Source organism: Bradyrhizobium sp. USDA 3240 (assembly GCF_054063295.1).
Genome location: NZ_JBSSGD010000002.1, coordinates 1855958 through 1882691 on the forward strand (window position 1 = coordinate 1855958; position 26734 = coordinate 1882691).

The following is a 26734-nucleotide window of genomic DNA, read 5'->3' on the forward strand; positions in this document are numbered from 1 at the left end:
CATGCCCCGCGCGTCAGGGTGCTTGCGGGACCAGAGCGTTTGCCAAGCCGCGGAACAGGTCGGCGTTGGGGCACGCCGCAGCGAAGGCGAGACGGACGCGGGTGGCGGTCTCGATGACGCGGGCTGCGATCTTGAGAAGCCTGAGCCTGATCGTGTTGAACTCGGCCGTTGCCAGATCGCGCGGCTTTGGGATGGCATCGCGCACGGCGAGGATGAGCCAATAGGCGGCGGTGTGGAAGACGAGGCGGACCTGGTTGGCGAGCGCCGAGCGGCAACTGGTGCGATCGGAGGCGAGCTGGGTCTTGTGCAGCTTGATCAGGTTCTCGGCCTGTCCGCGAGCGCAATAGAGGCTGTCATAGATCCACTCAGCCGAGCCGATATCCAGGCTGGTGACGACGTAGCGGACGTCGAGCCCTTGTTGGGTTGCCTCGATGCGGGCGACGACGCGGCGCTCACGATGCCAGGAGCCGGCCGCGTGGCGGGTCTCGGTGTAGCCGCGAACCACGATCTTGTTCTCGATCGCACGTTCGGTTCGAACTGCATCACAGACCTCGTCGACCTTTCTGGCGAGCGGCTTCGTGCCGGCTAGCGCGAAGATGTAATCGACGCCGTTTTGCTCGCAAAAAGTCATCGCCTCGGGGCCGGCGTAATGGCTGTCGCCGCGGAAGGTGATACGCGTATCGGGCCAGCGCCGGCGAATGCGCCGAACCAGGCGGCGCAGGTGTGCCCGCACCTCGCGGCCGCTCGGCGTCTTGCCGGGGCGCAGGATGACCGCAACAGGCCGGCTGTGCTCGGTGTCGTAGACGTGGATCGGCAGGAAGCAGTGTTCATCATAATGGGCGTTGAACAGCGAGAGTTGCTGACGGCCATGCACCACGTCGACCGTGTCGTCGATGTCGAGCGTGATTGCGCTCGGCGCTCGCGCGTAGCTGTCCATCCATAGGTCAACCAGCACAGAGCTCAGCCGGATCACCTCGCGCAGGTGTGGTGCATTCTCCAGGCGCGATAGGGTCGGCTGCGAACACAGATCCCGGCCAGTGTCCGGCAGTCGGCCGCAAGCCAGCTTGAACGCCGGATCGCCGCGTAAACGATCGAGATCATTGCCATCCTCGTAGCCACACGCGATGGCAAAGATGCGGGCGCGGATCATATCCGCAAGGCTGTGCACGATGCGTCCCGGATCGCGCCGCTCGGGGAATACGCAGGACAACTTCGCGGCCAAGCCGAGGCGCCGGTCCGCCATGGCCAGAAGCATGACGCCGCCATCCGACGTCAGCTTGCCGCCGTCGAACGAGGCTGTGATCTTCTTGCGGGAAACGGCTGGAAATGAGAACGGCAGACTCGTATCGTCGGTCATGGCGAGTGTGGCGGCCCGGATGCGCGGAGGGTGGGTGTCAGCAACCGAATCCTACGCCACCTCAGCGGCTTACGCCACGCTCGCCAGCCTCTCAACAAGCCGCTGATGAATAAGACGGGCTAGAACGGCGTCAGGACGCGGGCCAACCCAAATCGGCGTGTTTTCACACCTGAACAAGCCTGAATCGGCTCTATTTTTCTTCGTTCGTGCCGCCTATATTGGGGGTGCCGGTTCGCCGGCTATGGAAATAAATGGCCGTCGCAATAAACCATTCGGACCCGGGGGCGGTACCCGGCGCCTCCACCAAAACCCATCCGAGCCTCTAGCTTCGGTGGCTTTTGGCGGGGGCGAAATAGGATCGACGAGGGCGTAAAGGGCGTGTTTTTTCTCGGTATGGTTCCGCCGTTATCGGGCTAATGCAATAGTTGCCAACGACAACTTTGCTCCGGTTGCTCAGGCTGCGTAACGCAGTTTGAAAGACCATCTTAAAGTCCTAACGGGTTAAGCTCCGTTAGGCGGGGTTCGGAGGCACCTGGCAACAGAAGCCTCCACTTTATTTCCCGATCGGGCGTCCGCCCGCATTTTCCGCTGCCAGCCCTGCTGATTTCCGGGTCCCGGCGGGGTAGCATGGCCAAAAGGGCGAGTCGGACAGGTCCGACGAGGCCCTGCCGGCATTTTCGAAGCGACAGGAATACGATGGCGACCGATCACATCCGATATGACGTGCTGGCGCGCGACGCGCTGCGCGGGGTGCTGCGCCGGGTCTTGTCGGACGCAGCCGAACATGGCCTGCCGGGTGAGCACCATTTCTACATCACCTTCCTCTCGCACGGCGATGGCGTGAAGCTGTCGCCGCGGCTGCTCGCGCAGTATCCGGAGGACATGACCATCATCCTGCAGCACCAGTTCTGGGACCTGGTCGTGACCGAGGACCGGTTCGAGGTCGGCCTGTCGTTCGGCGGGATTCCCGAGCGGCTGAACGTGCCGTTCGCCGCGGTGACGCGCTTCCTCGATCCGTCCGCTCCGTTCGATCTGCGGTTCGACGTCTCGGAGGCGCTGTCCGAGGACGCCCCGCCCGCGACGGCACCGGCCTCTCCCCTTCCCGCGCCGGCCGCCCGGGCGGCCGAGCCCGAGACGGCCGAGACCGAGCAGGAGCCGGCGAAGCCCAGCGAAGGCGCCGAGGTCGTGCGGCTGGACCGCTTCCGCAAGAAATAATCTAAACACCGATCGATCCGCGACCTTGTAGGATGCTCGCGAGGGCCGGGATGACAGACCGTCATCCCGGACGATGTTCTGCATGAACGTGCCTCCGCGCGTCCGCTGTCGCGTGGCCGCGCCGGAAAGCTGGCACCCCGCCGGACCACGTTCTGATGACGCAATGGAGAGCATGCATGGCTCAATCGACGACACCGTCCAACGCCGCCACCCGCAGCGAGACCGACAGCTTCGGTCCGATCGACGTCGCCGCCGATCGCTACTGGGGCGCGCAGACCGAGCGCTCGCGGCAGAATTTCAAGATCGGCCACGACCGGATGCCGATCGCGATCATTCATGCACTCGCCATCGTCAAGCTCGCCGCAGCCGAAACCAATCGCGAACTCGGCCAGCTCGATGCACGCCGCGCCGACGCCATCACCGGCGCCGCCAGGGAAGTGATCGAGGGCAAGCTCGACGATCATTTTCCGCTGGTCGTCTGGCAGACCGGCTCGGGCACACAAACCAACATGAACGTGAACGAGGTGATCGCCAACCGCGCCAACCAGATGCTCGGCGGCGAGCTCGGCGCCAAGCAGCCGATCCATCCGAACGATCACGTCAACATGAGCCAGTCGTCGAACGACTCGTTCCCGACCGCGATGCATATCGCAGCGGCCGGCCGCATCATCGCCGACCTGATCCCTGCCCTCACCGAGCTGCATCAGGCGTTGCACCAGAAGCAGGAGGCGTTTGCCAGGATCGTGAAGATCGGACGCACGCATACCCAGGATGCGACACCGCTGACGCTCGGCCAGGAATTCTCCGGCTACGCCGCGCAGGTCGAGAGCGGCATCGCGCGGCTGCGCACTGCGGTGAAGGAGCTGTTTCCGCTGGCGCAGGGCGGCACTGCTGTTGGCACCGGCCTCAACTCGAAGCCGGAATTCGCCAACGCTTTCGCCAAGCACGTCGCCGAAATCACCAAGCTGCCGTTCACGAGCGCGGCAAACAAGTTCGAGGCACTCGCGTCCAACGACGCTTATGTGCTGGTGCATGGCGCGATCAATTCGGTGGCGACCGGCCTGTTCAAGATCGCCAACGATATCCGCTTCCTCGGCTCGGGCCCGCGCTCCGGCCTCGGCGAGCTGGTGCTGCCCGAGAACGAGCCGGGCTCCTCGATCATGCCGGGCAAGGTCAATCCGACCCAATGCGAGGCCATGACCATGGTCTGCTGCCAGGTATTCGGCAATCAGACCACGATCACCGTCGCCGGCAGCCAGGGCCATTTCGAGCTCAACGTGTACAAGCCCGTGTTGGCATATTGTATGATAAATTCCATTCAGTTGCTGTCTGATGTTGTCCGCTCATTTACTGAGCATTGCGTTGTCGGAATACGCGCCGACGAAAAGCGCATCAACGAGCTGATGCAGCGCTCGCTGATGCTGGTGACGGCGCTCGCGCCGAAGATCGGTTACGACAACGCAGCCAAGGTCGCCAAGTCGGCGCACGCGCACGGAACGACGTTGAAGGAAGAGGCTTTGCGGCTCGGATTCGTAACCGCCGACGAATTTGATCGCCTCGTGCAGCCGGACAAAATGACACACCCCGGCTGAAGTGAAGCGCGCAATGTCCGGATAATTACGGTCAGCGCGCGTGATATAATTATGGATCATAACGCCTAAAGGCTAAGGCTGTTTGCCTATCAGCTCTGCGCTGGCGCATGGTACAGACGTCTAGTTTTCGCAGAGCGAAACGGATTCTTTGATGCTATCACAAGCATCAAATGGGGATTCGGGATGGATATCGAGCCGGGCGCTTAGCGCGATCGCTCTTGCTTTCGTCACGATGCATCACCAATTCCGCTCTGGGGACGATGAGGACGACGAGCATGGGCGACGTGGTCAACCTGAAACGATTCAAGAAGCGCGGTGAGCGCGAACAAGCAGCAAAGCAGGCCGAAGCCAATCGTGCGCTATTCGGTCGCACCAAATCCGAACGAGCGCGTGACGAATTTCTCGGCGAGCGCAGTGAGCGCGTGCTCGATCAGCACCGCATCGAAAGTGGTGACGCATCATGAAGTCTCCGGTCGTCAAGCGGTCGATCGTCGTCGCCGGTCACAAGACCAGCGTCAGCCTCGAAGAAGCCTTCTGGAACGGCATGAAGGAGATTTCCGGTCTGCGGAACATGACGCTGTCGGAATTGGTCGGCGAGATCGACAGCAATCGTCAGCAGGGCAATCTGTCCTCCGCAATCCGGCTTTTCGTGCTCGACTATTTCCGCTCGCGCGCCACTCCTGCGGTACCGACGGATGTCAGGCCGCAACAGGTCGACACGCGCCAGCAAGCCTGATTGCCTTGCCGACCGTCGCTTCGGCAGACGGTCGTTCCGCCACGCGGACTTCAGCATGAAGGTCAATCGCATCGTCGCGAACGTTGCCGCATCAGATGTAGCGGCAGCGAAGTCGTTCTATCACGACATCCTCGGCCTCGACCCGCTGATGGATTTCGGTTGGATTGCGACTTACGGTTCATCCGAAACGATGCAGGTTCAAATCAGCTTCGCTTCCGAAGGCGGCTCCGGCACGCCGGTGCCCGATCTCTCGATCGAGGTCGACGACCTCGACGAAGCACTGCAGCGGATGAAGGGCGCCGGCATCGCGATCGAATACGGACCGGCGGACGAGCCATGGGGCGTACGGCGCTTCTACGTCCGCGATCCGTTCGGCCGGCTGATCAATATTCTCCAGCACCGATCGTAGGCTCTGGATTCCCGTTCCGACGCGTTTTCATCACGCGAACCGGGACCGATTTCGCCTGAAGACACTCGCTAGTTCTGCACCGCTGGCCGCGGCGGCGGATTGGCGACCTGCGGCGTCAGCGACAGCGGCGGCCGCAGCGGCCTCGACCTGGCTGCACCGGGCACCGGCTTGACCTCGATCGGCGGCGGCAGCGGCGCGAGCTGCGGCTGGCTCGCAACCGGCGCAGGCGGCGCAATGGCGGGCGCGGTGACGATCGGCGGCCGCGGCGCAACGACCTTCGGCTTCGCCGGCGCATGACGTGGATCAGGGCCCGGCACCGGCAGATTGGCAGAGGGCGCCCCCGCCGAATTTGGATTGGACGCATCCGGCGCCGGCGCGGCGGGCGGCGGAAGGGCAGCCGGGGTCGGCGGCGGCACTGGTTCGCCGCGCTCGATCGCGTCGAGCCGCTTGGTCTCCCGGTCGATCGCGCGCACCGCAAGCCATGACGACAACGCCGCAATGTCGATGCTGCGCGACAATCCGTCCGGCGTGCCCACCGCGAGCAGCTGGATTTCCGGGCGGCTGCTCGCAGTGCCGATCTGCGTCGGTGCCAGCGCGGCGCGGATGTCGGCCTGGTCGGCTGGAATATCATAGCCGCCGGACACGATGACGTTGGCACCGCTCGCCGCAAGCGTGGTGGTGCCGAACCGGACGCGGCCGTCACGGATGTTGAAGGGGATTTGCGCCGAAGCGACCGCCAGCCCGCCGGTTGCCAGCGCCGGTTCGACGATCTGCTTCAGCCGCGTGTCGTCGGTCGCCTGCCCGGAATCGCTGGCGCGGATCGCAACGTCGAACGCGCGCGGATCGAGCCCTGGAAGGTTCAGCCCCTCCAGCGTCACGGCGCCGCTGCCGGACAGCGCACCGATCAGCGCCGAGGCGCTGCGGCCTTGCGTCAACAACGTCATCTGCATCGAAGTGCGTGCCTTGGGCATCGCGAGGCTGCGATAGCGCAAGGCCGAGCCGTCGACACCCGAGAGCTGCACATTTGCATTCAAGGCAAGTCCGTTGACGCCCTGCCGCGCATCGATGGAGGCGGTCGCCTCGCCGCCGCCGATCTTGCCCTTGACGCCGTCGAAGGTCAGCGACTGGCCGTCCGACCTGATGGTGCCGCTGACCGGCTGCAGCTCGGCCCCGCCGGGCAGCAGGCCGTGCAGCGCTTCGAACGTGACCTTGCCGCGCCAGGCGCTCGTCAGGCCCTGGCCGAGCGGCTCCGTCGCATCGTGACCGGCCGCGCCGATCGCCGCCGTGAAAATCGGCGCCAGCGTGATCTGATCGAGGCCGACTTCGCCCTCGATGCTCTTCTGATCGGCGAGCGTCAGCGCCAGCCGGCCGCGCAGCCGCGAACCGGCGACGATGCTGTCGAGATCGTCGAAGGTCAGCCTGTCACCCGCAAGTGTGACCCGCGACGACAGGCGGATGTTTGCCGCCGGATCGGATGATTTCAGACCGAGCAGCGGACTGAGGTCGGCGCTGCGGACGCGGAGGCTGATGTTCGATTTGCTCTCCCCGGCCCCGTTCTTGGACCACGGCTCCGCGGTCCCTTCCGCATCCGCGTCGAGCCCGGCGCCCCAGAGCCGTGCCTTGAGCCGCAACGGCGCCTGCCACGCGCCGCTCACGTTGCCCTCGAACTGCGTCGTGCCCGCACCGGCTGCAACCGCACGGTCAAGCCCAAGCAGCGCCAGCAGTGCATTGCCCTCGCCGGCGGAGAATTTCGCCTCAGCCGTCACGTCGCTGCTGCGAAGTGCGTCGAAATCCAGCGCACGGATCGCAGTTGCCGGCGGCGTCGCCGAGATCACCGTATTGCCCTTGAGCTGCGGCGTGTCGAGATCGATCGTCGCGCGCGCGCTGACCCGATCGGCGGTCTTGCCTTTGCCGAGGTCGAGCGCAAGCCTGGCACGGACCGGACCGGCGTCCGCGCGCAGCACACCGAGCCGCGCGGCAAGCGCCGGCGCGAACGGCTGCACCACAGCGGTCAGCCGGCCGAGCGACGCGGCGGTCGCATCGACCGCGAGCTTGCCGGTCGCATTGGCGCGATCGAAATTGCCACTGCCGTCGAGCGTGACATTGTCGGGCTGACCGATCCTCACGCGCTCGAGCACGATGCTCTTCGGGCTGTAGGCGATCTTCGCAAGCAGCGGTCGCAATTCCTGCCCCGAAGAGATCGCGCGCCCGATATCGAGCGACAGTTGCGCTTCGTCCGGCCATTCGGCTTGCGGGCCGGCCAGCGAGCGGATGAAGGCTGCGGTCGCATCGAGATCGAGCCGCTCCGCCTTCAACTGCGCCTCGACCTTGGAGCCGCTCGCTCCCTCGCGATGCGCGACCGCGACGCGGCCTTCGATCGCGCCGCTCTCGATTTCCGCCTTCATCGCGTCGATCGAAAAGCCTGATGGCGACACCGTGACGTCGCCGCGCAACCGCAGCGGCTTCTGGCTGCGATAGGCGATGTCGCTCCGCCCCTGCAGCCAGCTCATCAGCGTATCGGGGTCGGACGATTCGATATTGAGCGCGGTCTTGAAGCTGTTGGCGACGCCGGTCTGCGCGCTGGCGCCGCTCATCGAGACCCGCGTCGATCCCGGCGCGCGAAACTCCAGCCGGCGCACGGTCCATGATTTCGCATCCGATTGCAGCTCTGCCGAGATGTCCTGCAACGGGCGGCCGCCGAGCATGATCTGCTCGGAGGTGAGCTCGACCTGCGCAGGGATCGGGCTTTGCGGAAGACCCGACAACACCGCGCGCATCGCCGGGAGCACGCGCACCGGCTCGACATTGCCGTTGCTGCCGTCCTTGGCGCTATCTTTGGCGGCGAACTTGTCGCCATCGAGCTGTCGTGCTGAAAGCGATGCGCGCAGCAGCGGCGACGCGCCGAACCGGAGATCGCCATTTCCTGCGAGCTTCAGCGCGCGGTCTTCGCCGCCATAGCTCACCTCGACCTGGTCGAGACGCGCCGCCGAATAATCCGATTTGATCCTGGCCGCGATACGCCAGGGCGGCATATCGCTGCCGCCGCGCTGGCCAGGTGTGCCCGCCAGCGTCACGCTCCCCTCGAACCGCGGCGCGCGGGCCTCGAAGGTCAGGATGCCGTCGAGATCGGCCGACACTGGCCGCTGCCCAGGATCGATGTTGAAGTGCAGGCGGGTGCCGCTGCCGTCGGCGCTTTGCCCGGACGAGATCCGAAACGGGTAGCGGTTGCCGTCGAACATGAAATTGCCGTCGCCGCGGATCGCGCCGGCAAGCGAACGAACATCGCCGCTGAAGGCAATGTCGTTCAGCTCGAGCGTGCTGCGGCTTGTGGCGTCATGCAGTGTGATGCGGCCGGTCAGATTGAGACGGTCGATCGCCAGCGAAGCCAGGTTGAAGCTCCCGCTCGACGGCGACCAGTCGATCCGCCCATTCGGATCGAGCCCGAGATCGAGCGACATGCCATTGACGGTGAGTTCGTTCGCGCGCCATTCGCCGCGCATCAGCGAGCTCAGGCTGAGCTCGACGTCGAGATTGGTGGCCCGGACCTTGCCGCGGTCGTTGGCGCCGCCGACGGTGACGTTTTTCAACCGCAGCGAAGGCGCAGGCAGCAGACGCGCGTCGAGATTGCCGGCGACACGAACCGGCATACCGATGATCTTGGACGCCTCCGTCTCGAACTGCGGCCTGAACTGGTTCCAGTCAACGAAATACGGACCGACCAGCGCGGCCACCAGCGCAAGAATGAAGGCGATTGCCAGGCCGAGCAGTGTCGTCTGCACGGTGTCTCCCTTTGAGCCCGCTCCGCGGCAGCCTCCTTATGCTGAACCCTTTGCCAACCCTTGGCCGGAGCAACCCAAATATAGAGACAAGTATGGCGAAGTCACAGCGGCTTTACCGCTGCGACGTCAAATGACGGTTTTCCGCTCAAGCGTGCGTGCACACCGGCCTTCCGCGGCAGGATTACTGCCCTGCCGCGCATCCCGGATGTCGCCACATCCCGGATGTCACCAGCTCGCAGGCAGCCGCTTCAACCCGCGCAGCACGAAGGTCGGCCGCCACTCCGGATTTTCCGCGTCATCGAGCCGCAGGTCGGGGATCCGGCGCAGCAGCGTCGAGATCGCGACTTCGGCCTCGATCCGCGCCAGCTGGGCGCCGAGGCAGAAATGGATGCCGCCGCCGAACGACAGCGGCCTCACGTTCGGCCGCTGGATGTCGAGCTTCTCGGGATGGTCGGGATAGACCGCCTCATCGTGGTTGGCCGAGCCCAGCAGACACAGCACGCTCTCCCCCTTCGGGATGCGCTTGCCGCCGAGATCCTCGATGTCTTCCAGCGCGACGCGGCCGGTCAGCTGCACCGAGGAATCGTAGCGCAGGAACTCCTCGATCGCATTGGTGATCAGGCCCGGATTGGCCTTCAGCAGCGCGAGCTGATCCGGGTTGCGGAACAGCGCGAGCAGGCCGTTGCCGATCAGGTTCACGGTCGTCTCATGGCCGGCGCCGAACAGCAGGATGATGTTGGCGGTGAGCTCCTCGTTGGTCAGCTTCTGGCCGTCCTCCTCGGCCTGCACCAGTTGCGTGGTGAGGTCGTCACCAGGCTGCTTGCGGCGCAGCTCGAACAGCTGGTGGAAGTACATCGCGGCCATCGCGTTGCCGGCGTTGCCCTGCTTGATCTCCTCCGCCGTCAGCGGCACCGGCTCGAGCAGGCGTCCGCCGTCGCGCGAGCCATTGTAGAAGGCATCGCGATGCTCCTCGGGGATGCCGAGCATGTCGCAGATGATCGTCACCGGCAGGCGGAACGCGAAATCCTCGATCAGGTCCATCTTCCCCTGCGGAATGATGCGATCGAGCGTTTCGTCGACGACGTGCTGGATGCGCGCGCGCATGTCCTCGACCCGGCGTGCGGTGAACGCCTTGACGACGAGGCCGCGCAGGCGGGTGTGGTCGGGCGGGTCCTGCTGCAGCATCCAGTGGCTCATGCTGCGGATGACCGGCTCGTCCATGATCTTGGGGCCGTAGCGGCGGATCGAGCGCTCGACATAGTCCTTGCCGAACCGCTTGTCGCGCAACACAAGGCTCGCCTCCGCGTGACGGCTGGCCACGAAGGCGCCGTGCGCGTTGACATGCATCGGATCGAGGCGGCGTAGCCGCTCATAGTACGGATAGGGATTACGAATGAATTCGGGCGCCAGGGGGTTGAAAAGCGGCTCGCCGCTGGCCGGCTGAACTTGCTCGTTCATGGTGACCTCGTTCGTGCGCTACGCCGGTGCCTGCACTCTGGCGCGCCTTGGTGTCATCCTCAAGACCGCACCAACACGGGTACGGCCATTCTGGTTTTAGCAACTCTCGTTTTATAAAGCGCAACTCGATACACTCTTGTATCGAGTTGCATTCTGCCCTAAAATGCGCCGATGTCAAGGGTTCGAACCAGACCGACACGCGACGACACCTGCGAGAAGCTGTTCGAGGCGGCGGCGCGGGTGTTCGAGGAACAGGGAATCGGCGGCGCCAGCATCGAGGCGATTGCGGCTGCGGCGGGTTTCACCCGCGGCGCGTTCTACTCGAACTTCAAGAGCAAGGACGAGCTGATCTTCGCGATGCTTGAGGATCACGTCGAGCAATCGATCCGGCGCAATCTCGATTTGCTCGCCAAGCACAAGGACCTGGCCGACTTCCTGGAGGCATTGCGCACCATGGACCGCAGCCGGCAGGATCCGCTCGGCCGCTCGCCTCTCCTGCACATGGAGATGATCCTGTTCGTGGCGCGCGCCGAGAAGCGTCGGCCCGAACTCGCCAAGCGCCTGCGCGCGCGGCGCAAGCTGATCGCCGACATCGTCGAGACCGCGCAGAAGAACAGCGGCAGGAACGCCAGGCTCAATCCGGACTGGACCGGCGCGATCGTGCTGGCGCTGGAAGATGGTTTCCGCCTGCACCGCCTGATCGATCCGGATACCACCCCCGCCGACAGTTGCCTGCGCGCGATCACCGACCTGCAGCGGGCGATCGGCGTTTCATCCGCCTGATGCGTCAGGCCGCGCTTGCGACCTTATGCATCTGGCCGGCGACGGCACGGACCTTGCGCGGCGAAGCCTGCCAGATCGCGAATGCCGACAGCAGGCTGACGGCAATGCCGAGCAGGAACGCGCTGGTATAGCTGCCGGAGAGATCGTAGAGCTGGCCCGTGATCCAGGGGCCGGCGGCTCCGCCGGCGAGCGCGGCCAGCATCACGGTGCCGAAAATGCTGCCGTATTGCTTGCCCTGGAAGATCTCCAGCACCACCGGTCCCATCACGGAGGTCAGGCCGTAGCCGAGCGCGCCCTGGGTGAAGACCATGAGATAGATCAGCGTCATGCTCGGCCAGTATTTCAAGGCGGCGAGCGCGGCAAAGCAGATCACGAAGCCCAAGCACGAGATCGCCCACACCCATTCGCGGCCGATGCGATCGGAGAGATGCCCGAGCCAGATCTGGCCGGGAATGCCGAGCAGGCTGACGACGCCAAGCGCCCAGACGCCGACATTGGAGCTGAAGCCGATGTCGAGCAGGAATTTGGTCTGGTGCACCTGCACGGCGTACCAGATATACAGGCCGCAGAAATAGCCGGTCGCGATCCACCAGAACCGCGCAGTGCGTAGCGCGCGCGACAACGTCCAGTCGGTGCCGGCCCACACCGGATCGACGATATTCGACGCCGGCCTGGCCGACGTCGCCGTCGGCGCCGCATCGCCGTCCGGCTGCAGCCCGATGTCCTCCGGCTTCTTGTGCAGCAACAGGTTGATCGGCGCGAGCACAACCAGCACCAGGATCCCCATGGCGGTGCAGGCGGTGCGCCAGCCGGTGTGCTCGATCATGTGCTGCACCCATGGCAGCAGCGTCACCGAGCCGATGCCGACACCGGCGAAGGCGAGCCCGATCGCGAGGCCACGGCGGCGCATGAACCAGTTCGGCACGAACAGCGATTGGCCGGAATAGCCGAGGCAGACGCTGCCGGAACCAACCAGCACGCCGATGGTGAGATAGAGATGCCAGGGTTGCGTCGTCAGCGGCGCCAGCAGCAGGCCGGAGCCCATCAAGAGCACACCGAGCTCCATCACCGCGCGCGGCCCGCCGCGATCCATCAGCCGGCCGATCAGCGGGCTCGCGACCGCGGAAGCGACAAAGCCGAACGAGAATGCGCCCGCGGTAACGCCGCGCTCCCAGCCGAATTCGGAGATGATCGGCGGATAGAACAGCGAGAATGCCGTCCTTGCGTTCACGCCGATCGCCATGGTGACGAAGGTCACCGCGACGATGATCCAGCCGTAGAAGAAGGGAAGTCGCATGGAGGCCTTCGTTACCAGGGTTGGAGGACGAATACCTGTTTCAGCCCGCGCCCGCTGACGGTCAAGTCCCATCGACCGGCAGGGTGGCTTCAAGGGCGAGTATTCCACCAGCCCGCGTCAATTCGCTCAATCAACGGTCCAAATTGTGTGAAGCAATTCATAGACAATCAGGCCTGGCGCGGCAGACTTGCGCGCGATGTCGAACGCCTCGGCCATATCAGTTGACCTTCTGTTGCCTGCGGGACTTCCGAGTACGCTCATCGGACGACTGGCAGCCCCGGATACGACGATGGCGATCGCTCCAGCGGTAACGCCGCGCTCCCGGCCAATCTCGCCCGTGATCGGCGGGAAGAAAGGAGAACACCGCTCCCGCATTGACGCAGATCAACGGAGACGAGTTTCGCCGCGGCGATGATCCAGCCATGAAGCCAAGGAACGCATTTGCGTGTTCAAGGCGCCAATGCCTGCCTGGTCCGCACCGTATCCACCCGTTGGGCGGATCGCGATTGCGCGCCCACGGACGCCCCCCTCAAAGGTTGCAAACATCACACTGTACCAGCGTACTTGGCTGGCACACCCATCCGGATGGAGCCTTCCTTTATGATCTTGATGAAGATATCCTTTTCGCGTTGGTGTTCTGTTTTTTTGTGCCGGATTTTAGTCGCCTATCAGTAAATTTTGCAGAAATATCAATCATATGATGACCCCATCGGTCCCGGAAGTTCGCCGACGCCTTGCGGCAATCCTCGCGGCAGACGTGGTCGGCTATACGCGCCTGATGGAGGCGCACGAGGAAAACACCCATACCCGGCTGATGCGTTTGCGCTCGGAAGTCCTCGACCCGGGCGTCTCGGCGCAAAACGGCAGGATCATCAAGAATACCGGCGACGGCTTCCTTGCAACCTTCGATACCGCGCGCGACGCGACGCGGTGCGCACTTTCGCTGCAAGAAGCTCTGGCCGTGAATACAGCCGGGATGCCCGCCGACGAGCGCATCAGCTTTCGCATAGGGCTGAATGCCGCTGACATCATCGTTGAAGAAGATGACGTCTATGGCGAGGGCGTGAACATCGCGGCGCGCCTTCAGAACTATGCGCAAGCGGGCGGCGTAGTGGTTTCGGGAGCCGTCGCGGAGCAGATCGGCCAGGACCTCGACGTCAGCGTGATTGATCTTGGCGATCTGCATCTTCGCAACATGGGTCGGCCAGTCCGCGTGTATGCGCTCCACCGCCCCATGCAGCCCGCGAAGCTTGTCGGCGAAGCCCCGGTGGGCTCGGAACCTCGCCCCTCGATAGCCGTTCTGCCGTTCCGAATGAACCTGGCCACTCCGGAAGAGGGGTATTTCGCCGATGGTGTTGTTGACGACATCATTCGCGGCCTTGCCGGGCTCAAGGAGCTTTTCGTCGTATCGCGCGGGTCCAGCCTTGGCTTCAGCGGCCGAAACATAGACGTGCGCGAGATCGGGCGTCGGCTCGGGGTTCGCTATGTCCTCTATGGAGGGATTCAGAGGACGATGACCTCGGTCCGTATCGTGACCGAGCTCAGCGACGCCGAGTCGGGCGAAGTCATTCGTTCGGATTTGCACGAAGGCGACCTTCGCGCACTCTTTGCGCTTCAGGATCGGATTGCCGTCAATGTCGTCAGGCAGATCGCGCCGCAGGTGCGCGAGCGTGAGCTGATGCGATCGATGCGCAAACATCCGCAGAACCTGACCGCCTACGATCTCGTACTACAGGCGCTCGATCTGTTGTTCCGGATGGACTACGATTCCTTCTCCAAGGCGCGGGGCCTGCTCGAGCAAGCCATTTCATACGACCCTAATTTTGCGCTGGCCTATTCCTACGTCGCGCTGTGGTATGTGTTCCGGATCGGGGAAATCGGATCGCCGGATCCCGAGGGTGATGTCATCGCCGGCGCCAGATATGCCAGGGAGGCTATCGATCGAGGCGGTGACGATGCATTCGCGTTGGCGGTGTATGGTCACGTCCAGTCATTTCTGCTGCATGACTTTCAAAGCGCAAGGATTGCCCTCGACCGCGCTGTTGCCGCCGGCCCGAGTTCAGCCATGGCCTGGACCATGGCGAGCGCAACATCCGGCTTTCTTGGTGATGGCCCTGCCGCCCTGCGCCAAGGTGAACAGGGCGTCCGGCTCTCGCCGCTCGACGCGCGCTCGTTCTGGCACGAGGGATTGTTCGCCCAGGCTCACTACGTGAATGGCGACTATGAGCAGGCATTGGAGTGGGTACGTGGCGCGCTGAACCGCAACGGACTTATTCGCTTCAATCATCGCCTGCTCATCGTCACGCTCGGTGCCTTGAGCCGTCGTGAAGAAGCAGCGGAGGCGGCGCGCCGCTACCTGGAAATTCAACCCGGATTCCGTATTTCGTCCTACGCGCCACGCTGCCCGTTTCGCGGCGAGGCATTGGAAAGCTGGCTCGGCCACCTGCGATCGGCGGGGCTTCCTGATTGACTGATACTGCTGACGACAACTGCCGAACAAGGGAGCGACGTCAATGACAGGCAACACAGGTAACACGGGCAATACCGGAAACACCGGCAATACGGGAAACACCGGCAACGTCGGAGGGGGCGGTTGGTTTATCTCAGACCGCGTCGACTTGCCGTTCGTGACGCGGCTCGATCCCTCCGGCACAAACGAGCTTGGCAGCCTGCGGCGGACGCCGCCGGCGCATTTCGGCAGCCGACAATGGTCGGCAAACTGGTATGCGTGGCGTGTCCTGCATCAGTTCATCGCCAATGCCCCCGGCTGGGCAACTACCATCGATGCTGACGCCACCCTCATACAGATTCGGACCGACCTGGTCACCGGCTATGCCGCCCAGATCGACAACCTCGTGCTCGCCGCGCGGGATGAACGGCCGGATGCCATGGGCCTGATCCTCTCGCAGGACGCTGAATTCTTCACGGATTTTCTGGCTGTGCTGACCGCGAGGCCCGGCTCGCATACGCAAACCTGGCGCCTGTTGAATATCGCGAGTTTGATTGGGTCCTTTGCGGCACTGTATTTCAAGGACAAGTACGATTTGCCTCGACCGTCACAGATTTGTCCCGCGTTGCTGCCGCCGATCCAGGTCCCCGGTCACTCATCCTGGCCGAGCGGGCATTCCACCCAGGCGCATTTCATGAAGAACTGCATGCTCAGGGTGTTCGCTGCGACGGCGATGTCTGCGGCAGACCAGACCGTCTGGAAATCCGACCTGTCCATCCTGGCGGATTCGATCGCCCGAAATCGCGAGATTGCCGGCGTGCACTATCCGAAGGATTCGGAAGGTGGCGCCAGAATCGCCGATCTGCTCGACACCGTCATTCTGACACCAAACGTCGTGCCGATGTTTGACGCCTCAATCGCGGCTGCCGCAGGCGAATGGCAATGAGCACCCGGGACGGGCGGAGCCCCACATACGACACCGAAGGCCTGAGGAAGGTCATCAGGGATTCGACGACCAGCGTGCTTCCTCCCACCGGATTTCGCACGATGGTCGCCTCGCAGGATGAGTTGAAGGCGCTCGGTTTTCCACGACGACCGGACCCGGTGCTGCAGCCGGCCGAGTATGCATTCTGGCAGAAGATGTTTAGTCCGACGGTGGCGTTCGAGGCGTTCGATTTCCAAGTGCTTTCCCCCGTCACGGCGGGCCTGCGCCGATCGTTCGACCAATCGCCACGGCGGGAAAGCAGCCTCAACTGGTCCGGTGCCTACATCACGCCGAGGGATGGCACGGTATTCTCGTCGGTCTGGGGAAAGTTTCAGGTGCCGACGCCAACCCAGCCGGCGAACGGCCGGGCCAGCGAGACCTATCACAGTTCGACGTGGATCGGCTTTGATGGACAACGTCGATATTACCGATCGACGTTGCCGCAAATCGGCACTGCGCAGAATATCGACCCCGCCACGGGCGCGGGCAGCCCGACGACCTCGTTCTCCGCGTGGTGGCAATGGTGGGTCAGGGGCGACCCCGCCCAGGCGCATCCGATCACGCTCGTGTCGCCGAAGATTCATGCCGGCGATCTGATCATGTGCCTCATGCAGGTGGCGCCGGATCGCACCGGCGTGTCGTTCGTGATCACGAACCTCACGACCAGTCGCTCTGTGCAGTTCTTTCAAACCGCACCCCTGACCCAGCTAGGGCAACCCTTCAGGATTCCCGGCGCAACGGCGGAATGGGTGATGGAGCGGTCGGCTCTCCCGGGAAATCCAACCCCGCTGCAGCTCCCGGACTACGGCACTGTGGTCTTCCACGACTGCGGCGCGTCGGCAATCAACATGGATACCGGAGCGACGGTGGAGCGCAATCTCTCCGGCGCGAAGCTCATCGACATGTACGTCGTGAAGGAGGGCCCGGAAAGAACCGAGAAGCCCTCGATTGCGAAACCGATCGATTCGACGGAGTTCCTTACCTACTTCCGCTAGCGCGGCGTTCGACACTGCGGGACTCGGCGCCGAAGAAATTGGAACTGCTACCTACCCCAACGCGTGGCTTTCATGGCCGAAATAAGCGCGCTCGAGCCGGCGTGCGAGGTCGCCCTCGCCGGTCACAGCCTCCAGCGCGATCGTCCCCTGCACCAGCGCGTAGACCCGATCGGCACACGCCAGCGCCTTCTCGAGCAGTTGCTCAACCAGCAGCACCGAGGTGCCCTGCTCGCGTAGCCTGCCGATGACGTTGAGGACGCGATCGACCAGCACCGGCGACAGTCCCGCGGAGGGCTCGTCGAGCATCAACAGCCGCGGCCGGCGGACCAGGCCCTGCGCCACCGTCAGCATCTGCTGCTGCCCACCCGAGAGTGCGCCGCCGCGCTCATGCCGCTTCTCGGCGATCGCGGGGAAGAACGACAACGCCTCCTCGATGCGCACGGCGCGTTCGGCGCGCGGCAGGTCGTAGCCGGCGAGCAGCAGATTGTCGGTGACCGAGATCTGCGTGAACACGCGATGGCCTTCGATCACATGCACGAGCCCGGCACGCGCGGCCTCGCGCGGCGTGGCGTTGGTCATGTCGCGTCCGCCGAACCGCACGAGCCCGGCAGTGACGGGCAACAGACCCGACATCGCGCGCAGCAGCGTGGTCTTGCCGGCGCCGTTCGGACCGAGCAATGCGACGACTTCGCCAGCGGCGATCGTCATGTCGATGCCGTGCAGCACTCGGATCTTGCCGTAGCCGGACTCCAGCGCGCGTACGTCAAGCAGAGGTTCAGCCGCCGAGGTAAGCACTGACGACCTCCTTGTGGACGCGGATCTCCGCCGGCGTTCCCGCCGCCAGGATGCGGCCGAGATTGAGCACGGTGACCTGGTGGCAGATGTCGAAGATCAGGTCGGCATGGTGCTCGACCAGCAGCACACCGGTGCCGCGGCCGCAGATCGCCTTGATCAGGCTGGCGAGCCGCTCGATCTCGTCATTGGAGAGGCCAGCCGCGGGCTCGTCGAGCAGCAGGAAGTCGGGATCGAGCATCAGGGCGCGTGCGATCTCGATGAAGCGCAGCTCGCTGTGCTGCAGGCGGTCGGCGCGGACATCGGCGAGCGCCTCGAGGCCGACGACGCCGAGCAGCGCCCGCGCCTTGGCGGCGAGCAGACGTTCGTCCGCGCCATTGCGCGGCAGTGCCAGCATCGCCTCGACGAAATTGGCCCTGCCTTCGATCGAGCCACCGATCATGACGTTCTCCAGCACCGAGGCTTCGCCGATCACGCGCGGCGTCTGGAAGGTGCGTGCGATGCCGCTGGCCGCGCGCTTGACCGGTGCGCCCGCGGGCAACATCGCGTCGCCTAGCGTCATGGTGCCGGCCTTCGCGGCGTAGTAGCCCGAGATCACGTTCAGCGTGGTGGTCTTGCCGCTGCCGTTCGGACCGATCAGGCCGTGGATCTGGCCGGGCGCGACGTCGAGGTCGAGGCCGTCGATCGCCTTCCACATTGCCGAAACTCAGCGCGATGCCGCGCAGCTGCAGCGGCTTGCCGCCATCGCGCCGGCGCACGATGTCGGCGAGCGCCGCCGGGCGCGGAACGATGGCGCGGTTGCTGGCGAGCGGCCGGCGGTTGCGGAAATCGAGCAGCGCCGCGATGCCGCCGGGCATCACCAGCACGATCAGCAGCAGCAGCACCGCGTAGAGGAAGGTCGACCACGCCGCGAGCGGCGCGGCGATTTCAGGCAGGATGGTCAGGATGATGGTGCCGAGCATCGGCCCGAGGATCGAGCCGCGGCCGCCGATCAGGATCGCGATGAAGAACAGCACCGAGAGATCGAAGGTGAAGGCATCGGGCGTGATGTAGGTCTGCAGGGTCGCGAACAATCCGCCGGCGATCGCCGCCAGCGCGCCGGCGAACAGGAAGATCGCAATCAGCATGTTCGGCTTGGAGATGCCGCTGGCTTCGGCGGCGACCTCGGCGTCGCGCACCGCGATCAAGGCGCGACCGAACCGGCTGCGCGCGACATTGGCGCTCATCCAGGTCGTGAACGCGGCGAACGCGATACAGAGCCCGTAGAACCCCCACGGGGTGTTGAATGGCGCCGGGAATTCCGGACCGGCAATGCCGATGCCGCCGCCGGTCACGCTCTGCCAAGCCAGCGCGATCTGGGTCACGATGGTCGCAAAGCCCAGGGTCGACATCGCGAAATAGAAGGTGCGCAGGCGCAAGGCCGGCAGACCGACGATCACGCCGAACATCGCGCCGATCAGGCCCGCGATCGGCAAGGCGGCAAACACCGGAATCGCCGGCATCACGTTGCCGGCGACCAGCACACTGGTCGTGTAGGCGCCGAGTGTCAGCAGCGCGACATAGCCGATCGCAAGATGCCCCGCGAAGCCAACGACCAGATTGAGGCCCGACACCAGCACCCAGTAGATCGCGGCGCGGGTGCCGATCAGCACCCAATAGTCGTTGCTGACGAAGGGCAGCAGCACCGCCACGACCAAGATACCGAGGAACGGCACGATATGCGGCAGCGCGGCGCGCCATGCACCGCTGTCGGGTCGGGGCGGCGTGGCTGCGACCGACGTCATCACACCCTCCGCGCGGTCGAGGCGCCGAACAGCCCTTGCGGCGCTGCGAGCAGCACCACGATGAACAGCGTGAACACCGCGACCGAGGAGAAGATGCCGCCGACCAGGAAGTTCGCCGCCTGCTGGAACAGGCCGAGCGCCAGCCCGCCGATGATCGCGCCTCGGTTATTGCCGAGTCCGCCCAGCGCCACCGGCACGAAGCCGTAGAAATTGAGCAGCGCGCCATTGGCGAAGAAGGCGAGCAGCAGCTGCCCGCCGGAGAATCCGGCGATACCGCCGACCACGCCGGCAAGCGCGTAGCTCGCGACGCGCAGATTGCGCTCGGGCAGACCGAGCGCCCGCGCCGCGAAATTGTCTTCGGCGATGGCCAGGAACGCGCGGCCCACCAGCGTGCGCCGGTAGAGATACTCAAGGCCGATGATGGTGATCGCGCAGGCAGCGACTGGCAGCCAGAATTTCTCGTCCCAAACGCCCTCGCCGAATCCGGCGATGCGCGGGAACGGCTGCGGCTCAGTGCCCCATTTGATCGCGGTGACCTGCTGGATCATCAGTGCGACCGCCAAGGTCGAGAGCACGTAGAGATGCTGGTCGAGGCTCTTGAGCACCGGCCGCACCGCGACGAATTCGGTGATGATCCCGATCACCGCGCAGCAGAGCAGCGTCAGCACGAAGCCGACAGCGATCGGCAGGCCGAGCTTCAGCGTGAACAGCGAGCCGAACACGCCGCCCAGCATGGCAAGCTGACCGGCGGTGAAGCTCATCACCCGCGAGGTCGAGAACATCGTGTTGTAGGTGACGCCGACCAGCGCGTAGATCGCGCCCGCCGCGAGACCGGATGCAAGGATAGAGGCCAGCATCGGCTGCGCCCTCGGCCTGCTATGTGTATCCTGGCGCCAGCGCGAAGGTGCCGTTCTTGGCGGTCGAGGATTCCGACATCACGATCTCTTCGGTCAAATAGCCGTTGTGCTGGGTCGGCGAGAAGCGGTAATTGCCGAAATAACCGGGATAGGTCGACAGCGAATTCCAGTAGTTGACGATGCCGGCGCTGTCGGTCGAGCCGCTTTCCGCGACCGCCTTCGCGATCAGCTCGATGCAATCGATGCCGCCCGCGACCCACCACAACAGCGTGTCGTTCAGCGCGATATTGGCCTTGGTCAGGCGCGCGACGAGATCCTCGCTCTTCGGCGGCAGCTTGCCGGCGCTGTCATAGCTGCAGCTCTTGTAGCCGATCGCGTAGACCTCTTCCAATTCTCCGGTTTTGCGACGAGGCTCGCAAGCTCCCCCGACGCCATCGAAGGGTGGCCGACGAACGGAACGTCCCAGTTCATCGCGGCGCGGGTGTTGAACATCCGCGCCTCCATGCCGGTCGAGACGCTCCACACCACGATCGCCTCGGCGCCGGCGTTCTTGGCGCGCAGCATGTCCGGCGTCATGTCGGGCTGGGTGGCGTCGATATTGGCCTGATAGACCACTTCGGCGCCGTCCTTCTTGAATGCCGCGACCGACGCCCCGACCGCGGTGACGCCATAGCCGGTGGTGTCGCCGATCACCGCGACCTTCTTCACCTTGAGGATCTTCAGGCAATAGTTGCGCACGGCGTCGTCCCACTGATTGTTCGACGGCGCGATGCGAAACGCATTGGGGAACTTGACCGGATCGATCAGGGTCTCGACGACGCAAGGGTGCAGGTCGGGCATCTTGGCGCGCGCCATGATCGGCGTCGTCGCCAGCGCCTCACCCGAATTCAGCGGCCCCCAGATCGCGTGAACCTTGGCCTGGCTGATCAGTTCCTGCGTGGCGTTCACCGCCTTGGTCGGATCGCCCTGAGTGTCGCGCATCACGAGCTCGATCTTGCGGCCCCTCACCCCGCCCGCGCCGTTGATGGCATCGACCGCGAAGTTGACGCCTCGGTTGAAGCCGACGGTTGGCGCCGAGCTCGGGCCGGTAATCGCCGCGAGGCAGCCGATCTTGATCGGTTCCGATTGTGCGATGGCAGGAGCCGGGAAGGAGAATGATGCGGCGCCGAGTGCGCCGGCGCTGCCCAATAAAACGTCACGGCGTGAAATGGCCATGTGATGCACTCCCTGTTTCCCTCTCGGCGCCCGTCGTTTGTTGCGGGACGTCCGTTGATTGATTGTCCGCGCGCTCTGGGGCCGCGGTTGACGGGCTCAAGTTTGAGCTGGATGTGAAGGTCTTGTCCAGCCCCTCCGCGACATTGAGATCAGCGGAACGTTCATGGCTTCGGTCGCCGCGTCCAGTGCTCGGCATTGACGGCGCCGACCGGGATCTCGCCGGCGATGATCTTCGCGACCTGGCGCACGGTCTCCGACGATTGATGCTCGATCGCCTGCGGCGTCAGGCCGCCGACATGCGGGGTTGCAATGACATTGTGCAGCTTCGCGAGCTCCGGCGCCGGCATCTGGTCGGGCGCACGGCCGACATCCATCGCCGCGCCCGCGATGCGGCCCTCGCGCAATGCGGCCGCCAGCGCCGCCTCGTCGACGAGGTTGCCCCGCGACAGGTTGATGAAGAACGCGTGCGTCTGCATCCGCGCCAGCGCAGCCTGCCCGATCAGGTTCTCGGTCGCTGCATTGGCGATCGCAAGGCAGACGACGTAGTCGGCACGCGCCAGGAGATCGTCGAGCGGGACATGCTCGATCGCCGCATCATCCGGCGTCACGAAGGGATCGGCGACCAGCACGTTCATGCCGAGCACCTTGGCGATTCCGGCAAGATAGCGCCCGATGCTGCCATAGCCGATGATGCCGATCGTACTTGCCGCGAGCTGACGGCCCATCACGACCTCGGGCGCCCTGCCCGCGTGATAGTCGGCGGTGGCGCGCGAGACACCGCGCGACAGATCGACCATGAAGCCGAGCGCGAGCTCGGCGACCGACTGGACGAAGCCGGCGCTGGCCTGCGTCACCAGCACGCCGGCGGCGGATGCCGCAGCCACGTCGATGTTCCGGATATCGACCGCACAGCGCACGAAGGCGCGCAGTTTTGGCAGCCTCGGAAATATTTCGCCGGGCCCCGGCGTCACGCGGTCGGCGACGATGATGTCTACATCGGCTGCGGCCGCGACCAGCGCCGCCGCGTCGAGCGCCTCGTCACCCTCGTGCAACGAGACGTCGGCGACCGCGCGCAACCGGGTCAGGCTGCGCTCGCCATAATAGTCGCGGCGCATCTGCGGCGTATGGGCGAGCAGGACCTTCACGTTTCCATCCCCCTAGTAGCCGAGCGCATGCGGCAAGGCCGTGCTGATGGCGGGTACGAAGGCGATCACCAGAAGGCACAGCAACAGCAGGCCGAGATAGCCCGAGATCGGCTTGATGGTCTGCTCGATCGGCACATTGCCGATCAGGCAGGCGCCGTAGAGGCCAAGACCAAGCGGTGGCGCAAACAGCCCGAGCCCCATCGCGATCACAAGCACGACGCCGAAATGCAGGGGATCGATGCCGAGCTTGACTGCAACCGGCAGCAGCAGCGGCCCGAAGATGATCAGCGCCGCGGCGCCCTCAAGCACCGAGCCCATCACCACCAGCACCAGGATCGACAGCAGCATGAACAGCCAGACGCCGTGGCTGCCCGAGATCGCCAACATGAGCTCGCCGACCGCGTGCGGCACCTGTTGCAGCGTCAGGATGAAGGCGAGCGATTGCGCCGCCGCAACGATGAACAGCACCAGTCCCGAGCGAACAGCCGATTGCACGAAGCAATGTGCGAGGCTCTTGGCGCCGAGTTCGCGGAACAAGAGGCTGCCGACGGCGATGGCGTAGACCGCAGCGAACGCGGAGATTTCGGTTGCGGTGGCAAAGCCGCTCTTGAAGCCGAAGAAGATCATGAAGATCAGCCCGAACGAGGCGATCGCGCCGGTCCAGAGGCCCGACACCGCGGCGCGCGGCTCGGCTTCCTCAATCGCGGCGGGACGCTTGCCGAACACGATCGACACCGCGATCAGCGCCAGCGCCATCAGCGCGGCGGGCAGCATGCCGGCGACGAACAATCCGCCGATCGACAGATTGGCGACGAAGCCGAGGATGATCAGGTTGATGCAGGGCGGAATGGTCTCCGCCATCACGGCGGACGCGGCGAGCAGCGCCACCGCGCCGCCCGGATTCTGCCGCGAGCGGCGCGCTGCCGGGATCAGCACCGAGCCGACGGCGGCGACGTCGGCCATCTTGGAGCCGGAGATGCCGGAGAACAGCACCATCGACATCACCATCACGACGTTGAGCCCGCCGCGCATGCGTCCGACCGCACGCTGCAACAGCTCGATCAGCCGGACCGACATGCCGTTGGCTTCCATCAGATAGCCGACCAGGATGAAGAACGGGATCGCCAGCAGCACGAAATTGTCGATGCCGCGCGCCATCTGCTGCGCGAAGATCACGCCGGGCAGCGTGCCCTCCACCCAGATGAAGATCAGCGCCGCCAGCGCCAGCGCAAAGCCGATCGGCAATCCGCCGAACAGCGTGAGGAAGAAGCCGATCAGCATCAACGCCTGCGACGACGGCACCGAGGATGGCGCCAGCGCATCCCAGGCCAGATAGAGGCCGGCGATGATTGCGGTCGCGACGATGCCGGCCACCATGTCGCGCAGCGGCCGGGCAAAGAACGTCTCGAACGCGAAGATCGTCATGAATGCCGCACCGACGCCCATCGGATAGAACGTCCATTCCAGCGGCAGGCCGGAGCCGGAGGTCTGGCCGGTGGTCAGCCAGCCCATCTTGACGGCGTTGAACGCGACGGTGGCTGCGACGATGGTGACGAGCAGCGCCCCGACCGCGTCGACGACCCGCCGCACGCCAGGCGGCAGCATGACGACGAAGAAGGCGACACCGAGATTCTCGCTGCGCGCCAGCGCGCTCGCCGCGCCGAAGAAGCTCGACCCGACCATCAGGCCGCGGGCGACGTCGTCGGACCACTCGACCGGCGCATTGAACAGGAAGCGGGCCAGCACCGAGACGCACACCACCACGAGATCGGCGGCGAGCAGGACCGCGGCGACCGTGTCACTGATGGCGAGCAGCGGCGCCGTGACCCGATCGGCGCTGCTTCTCGTCGCGACTGCGGCGACTGACATGCGCCGACCTCAGGCCTGGGTGGCGCGGATCAGCTCGACGACGGCCTTCGCCTCGGGCCGCGCCTTGATGAAATTGTCGGTCTGCGGCAGCACGCGCTTGCGGAACGCCTCCTTGTCGCACTCGACGACGGTGACGCCCTTCTCCACCAGGGTCGCCAGCGCCTCTTTCTCCACCGCAAGGCCGTGCGCGCGGGTGTCGGTTGCGGCCTGCTTCGCCGCGTCGAGAAAGCCGTCGCGCAGCTTGGGAGCCATGCGATTGAACGTGGTGTCGCTGAAATAGACCGCGAGCGGCGAGAAGATGTGCTGGGTCAGCGCGTAGTGCTTCGCCGTCTCGTAGAATTTGCTGGCCAGGATGGTCGGCGGATCGTGCTCGAGGCCGTCGAGCACGCCGGCTTGCAGCGCCGTATAGATCTCGCCGAACGCCAGCGGCGTTGCCGCGGCCCCCATCAGGCGCAAACATTCGGTGATGATCGGGTTGGGCAGCGTGCGGATCTTCAGGCCGGCGAGATCTTCCGGCGTCTTGACCGGCTTTTTCGACAGCACGCTGCGTGCGCCGAAATTGTAGGCCCAGGCGATGATGTGGATGCTGCCGCCCTTGAGCAATGCATCCTCGATCGGCTTCGCGGCGCCGGCGTCGAACGCCTTGGTCTGCTGCTGGTAACTGGTGAAGAGGTAGCCGAGATCGAACGTCCCGACCAACGGCACCAGGTTCGCCGAGATCGACGAGCCCGAGACCATCAGGTCGATCACCCCGAGCTTCACCGAGTTGATGACGTCGATCTCCTGGCCGAGCTGGTTGTCGGGAAAGAAGGTGATTTCGATCTGCTCGCCGAGCCCGTTCGCCTTCAGGCTCTTGACGAGGTTGTCGTAGTAGACGCGGCCGTTGGCATATTTGGGGTCGTTCGGAAGCGACGACGAGCAGCGCATCTTCATGGTCGCGGCCTGCGCGCGGCCGATGATCGCCGGCGCGGCGGCGAGCCACGCCGCAGCCGCGGCCGACGACCGCAGCACGATGCGGCGGTTCACGTGTTTCGAGATCATGATGGTGCTCCTCCCCAGGAACAGATCTTGTTGTCTCAGCTACCCGCCCTGTTGGTGCGAGCTTGGCAGCTCTTTTGTCATAATGTATGACAAAAGACATTCGATTGTGCAAGAGTGCCGCGGCGGCGGCGCAGACAACCAACCGCAGCGAGGCTTCCGATGTTCCAGACCTCCAACGCGTTGCGCCGGAGCGTGCACAGCCAGGTCGCCGACCGGGTCGGCAGCAGCATCGTGCGCGGCGAGATCGGCGTCGGCGAGACGCTGCCGCCGGAAATGCAGATCTGCGCGATGATGGACGTCAGCCGCACCGTGGTGCGCGAGGCGATGCGGACGCTGACCGGCAAGGGGTTGATCGAGTCGCGCCCCAAAAGCGGCACGCGCGTGCGGCCACCCGAGCAGTGGAATCAGCTCGATCCCGACGTGCTGCGCTGGCACCTCGAGACCGCAGAGATCGATCGCTATCTGGCCAAGCTGTTCCAGTTGCGCTCGGCGGTCGAGCCCGCAGCCGCGGCGCTGGCAGCGAGCCATGCCGAGGCTGACGACATCGCCCGCATCCGCGCCGGCTGCGACGGCATGGACGCGGCCAAGACCAACGACGACTTCGTCGCCGCCGACATCATGTTCCATCAGGCGATCTATTTCGCGACCCGCAACGAGTTCTTCTGGCCGATCGCGCAGATGTTCGAGATCACCCTGCGCCAGAGCTTTACGATCGCAGCGCCCGGCTCGCACCGCCCGCGCGCGCTGATCGAGCACCGCGCGGTGCTGGACGCGATCGCCGCGGGAGATGCCGAGGCTGCGCGCGAGGCCACGGTCGTGCTGCTGACGCATTCCGCCGACGATCTTGTGCGGATTCGGGGACGGGAGTTCGAGACGGCACCGGGCAAAGGCGCGCGCAAGCGACGATGATGCTGGTGATGGTGGTCGTGATGAACTCACTGCTTCGCCGTCGTCGTCCTGGCGAAAGCCAGGACCC

At 64.9% G+C, this 26734-nt stretch carries 22 protein-coding genes, 1 other RNA gene and 2 pseudogenes; 11 read left to right on the forward strand and 14 right to left on the reverse strand.

Annotated features, from left to right (window positions below; translation table 11 throughout):
• Positions 1–13: 13 nt before the first annotated feature.
• Positions 14–1357 carry an IS1380 family transposase gene (locus tag ACVIGA_RS09610; protein ID WP_456666193.1) on the reverse strand — a complete coding sequence of 448 codons (1344 nt, stop codon included), beginning with the start codon at positions 1355–1357 and terminating at the stop codon, positions 14–16.
• A 187-nt stretch (positions 1358–1544) separates the two neighbouring features.
• On the opposite strand from ACVIGA_RS09610, the gene ssrA reads away from it, so the two are divergent.
• The 6 genes from ssrA (at position 1545) to ACVIGA_RS09640 (ending at position 5309) form a co-directional block, all read left to right on the forward strand.
• Positions 1545–1910: a transfer-messenger RNA gene (ssrA, locus tag ACVIGA_RS09615) on the forward strand.
• 143 nt (positions 1911–2053) lie between these two features.
• Positions 2054–2572: an SspB family protein gene (locus ACVIGA_RS09620; protein WP_456666194.1), complete on the forward strand. Its 519-nt coding sequence runs from the start codon at positions 2054–2056 to the stop codon at positions 2570–2572.
• Between the two features lie 176 nt (positions 2573–2748).
• Positions 2749–4164 carry a class II fumarate hydratase gene (fumC, locus tag ACVIGA_RS09625; protein ID WP_456666195.1) on the forward strand — a complete coding sequence of 472 codons (1416 nt, stop codon included), beginning with the start codon at positions 2749–2751 and terminating at the stop codon, positions 4162–4164.
• Positions 4165–4439: 275 nt separating this feature from the next.
• Positions 4440–4628 (forward strand): DUF4169 family protein, encoded by a 189-nt coding sequence (locus ACVIGA_RS09630; protein ID WP_097674527.1) that lies wholly within the window; start codon positions 4440–4442, stop codon positions 4626–4628.
• Positions 4625–4900 (forward strand): ribbon-helix-helix domain-containing protein, encoded by a 276-nt coding sequence (locus tag ACVIGA_RS09635; RefSeq protein WP_021077181.1) that lies wholly within the window; start codon positions 4625–4627, stop codon positions 4898–4900. The genes ACVIGA_RS09630 and ACVIGA_RS09635 overlap by 4 nt, the downstream gene beginning before the upstream one ends.
• Before the next feature lie 55 nt (positions 4901–4955).
• Positions 4956–5309, forward strand: coding sequence for a VOC family protein (locus ACVIGA_RS09640; protein WP_456666196.1), 354 nt, complete (start codon positions 4956–4958; stop codon positions 5307–5309).
• A gap of 68 nt (positions 5310–5377) precedes the next feature.
• Here ACVIGA_RS09640 and ACVIGA_RS09645 read toward each other — a convergent pair whose 3' ends face one another.
• Positions 5378–9088: an AsmA family protein gene (locus ACVIGA_RS09645; protein ID WP_456666197.1), complete on the reverse strand. Its 3711-nt coding sequence runs from the start codon at positions 9086–9088 to the stop codon at positions 5378–5380.
• A 225-nt stretch (positions 9089–9313) separates the two neighbouring features.
• Positions 9314–10546 carry a cytochrome P450 gene (locus tag ACVIGA_RS09650; protein ID WP_375776106.1) on the reverse strand — a complete coding sequence of 411 codons (1233 nt, stop codon included), beginning with the start codon at positions 10544–10546 and terminating at the stop codon, positions 9314–9316.
• A 171-nt stretch (positions 10547–10717) separates the two neighbouring features.
• Between ACVIGA_RS09650 and ACVIGA_RS09655 the strand changes: the two genes are divergently transcribed.
• Entirely contained in the window at positions 10718–11329 is a 612-nt protein-coding gene (locus ACVIGA_RS09655; RefSeq protein WP_456666198.1) for a TetR/AcrR family transcriptional regulator, read from the forward strand.
• 4 nt (positions 11330–11333) lie between these two features.
• Here the strand turns inward: ACVIGA_RS09655 and ACVIGA_RS09660 are convergent, their stop codons facing one another.
• Positions 11334–12626, reverse strand: coding sequence for an MFS transporter (locus tag ACVIGA_RS09660; protein WP_456666199.1), 1293 nt, complete (start codon positions 12624–12626; stop codon positions 11334–11336).
• A 700-nt stretch (positions 12627–13326) separates the two neighbouring features.
• Here ACVIGA_RS09660 and ACVIGA_RS09665 point away from each other — a divergent pair.
• The 3 genes from ACVIGA_RS09665 to ACVIGA_RS09675 are packed head-to-tail and all read left to right on the forward strand — an operon-like array spanning position 13327 to position 17055.
• The gene (locus tag ACVIGA_RS09665; RefSeq protein ID WP_456666200.1) at positions 13327–15096 is read left to right on the forward strand and encodes an adenylate/guanylate cyclase domain-containing protein; all 1770 of its coding nucleotides are present in this window, start codon (positions 13327–13329) and stop codon (positions 15094–15096) included.
• A gap of 43 nt (positions 15097–15139) precedes the next feature.
• Positions 15140–16021, forward strand: a complete 882-nt coding sequence (locus ACVIGA_RS09670; RefSeq protein WP_456666201.1) for a phosphatase PAP2 family protein — start codon at positions 15140–15142, stop codon at positions 16019–16021.
• On the forward strand, positions 16018–17055 hold the full coding sequence (locus tag ACVIGA_RS09675; protein WP_456666202.1) for an A4/G1 family peptidase: 1038 nt from the start codon (positions 16018–16020) through the stop codon (positions 17053–17055). The genes ACVIGA_RS09670 and ACVIGA_RS09675 overlap by 4 nt, the downstream gene beginning before the upstream one ends.
• 51 nt (positions 17056–17106) lie before the next feature.
• Here the strand turns inward: ACVIGA_RS09675 and ACVIGA_RS09680 are convergent, their stop codons facing one another.
• From ACVIGA_RS09680 to ACVIGA_RS09725, 10 genes and pseudogenes are all read right to left on the reverse strand, one after another.
• On the reverse strand, positions 17107–17850 hold the full coding sequence (locus ACVIGA_RS09680) for an ABC transporter ATP-binding protein (RefSeq protein WP_456666203.1): 744 nt from the start codon (positions 17848–17850) through the stop codon (positions 17107–17109).
• The gene (locus ACVIGA_RS09685; protein WP_456670773.1) at positions 17831–18088 is read right to left on the reverse strand and encodes an ABC transporter ATP-binding protein C-terminal domain-containing protein; all 258 of its coding nucleotides are present in this window, start codon (positions 18086–18088) and stop codon (positions 17831–17833) included. Before ACVIGA_RS09685 ends, ACVIGA_RS09680 begins: the two co-directional genes overlap by 20 nt.
• Positions 18089–18109: 21 nt before the next feature.
• A pseudogene (locus tag ACVIGA_RS09690) lies at positions 18110–18544 on the reverse strand (ATP-binding cassette domain-containing protein); the annotation flags it as partial.
• 229 nt (positions 18545–18773) lie between these two features.
• Positions 18774–19631: pseudogene (locus ACVIGA_RS09695) on the reverse strand (branched-chain amino acid ABC transporter permease); the annotation flags it as partial.
• The gene (locus tag ACVIGA_RS09700; RefSeq protein WP_223975500.1) at positions 19631–20488 is read right to left on the reverse strand and encodes a branched-chain amino acid ABC transporter permease; all 858 of its coding nucleotides are present in this window, start codon (positions 20486–20488) and stop codon (positions 19631–19633) included. The pseudogene ACVIGA_RS09695 and the gene ACVIGA_RS09700, both read right to left, overlap by 1 nt.
• Before the next feature lie 19 nt (positions 20489–20507).
• Positions 20508–20879 carry a hypothetical protein gene (locus ACVIGA_RS09705; RefSeq protein WP_456666204.1) on the reverse strand — a complete coding sequence of 124 codons (372 nt, stop codon included), beginning with the start codon at positions 20877–20879 and terminating at the stop codon, positions 20508–20510.
• The gene (locus ACVIGA_RS09710; RefSeq protein WP_456666205.1) at positions 20786–21703 is read right to left on the reverse strand and encodes an ABC transporter substrate-binding protein; all 918 of its coding nucleotides are present in this window, start codon (positions 21701–21703) and stop codon (positions 20786–20788) included. The genes ACVIGA_RS09705 and ACVIGA_RS09710 overlap by 94 nt, the downstream gene beginning before the upstream one ends.
• Positions 21704–21864: 161 nt before the next feature.
• Positions 21865–22848: an NAD(P)-dependent oxidoreductase gene (locus ACVIGA_RS09715; RefSeq protein ID WP_456666206.1), complete on the reverse strand. Its 984-nt coding sequence runs from the start codon at positions 22846–22848 to the stop codon at positions 21865–21867.
• 12 nt (positions 22849–22860) lie between these two features.
• Positions 22861–24717, reverse strand: a complete 1857-nt coding sequence (locus ACVIGA_RS09720; RefSeq protein ID WP_456666207.1) for a TRAP transporter large permease — start codon at positions 24715–24717, stop codon at positions 22861–22863.
• Positions 24718–24726: 9 nt separating this feature from the next.
• Positions 24727–25758, reverse strand: coding sequence for a TRAP transporter substrate-binding protein (locus ACVIGA_RS09725; RefSeq protein ID WP_456666208.1), 1032 nt, complete (start codon positions 25756–25758; stop codon positions 24727–24729).
• Between the two features lie 159 nt (positions 25759–25917).
• Between ACVIGA_RS09725 and ACVIGA_RS09730 the strand changes: the two genes are divergently transcribed.
• Positions 25918–26667, forward strand: a complete 750-nt coding sequence (locus ACVIGA_RS09730; protein WP_456666209.1) for a FadR/GntR family transcriptional regulator — start codon at positions 25918–25920, stop codon at positions 26665–26667.
• Positions 26668–26734 lie beyond the last annotated feature (67 nt).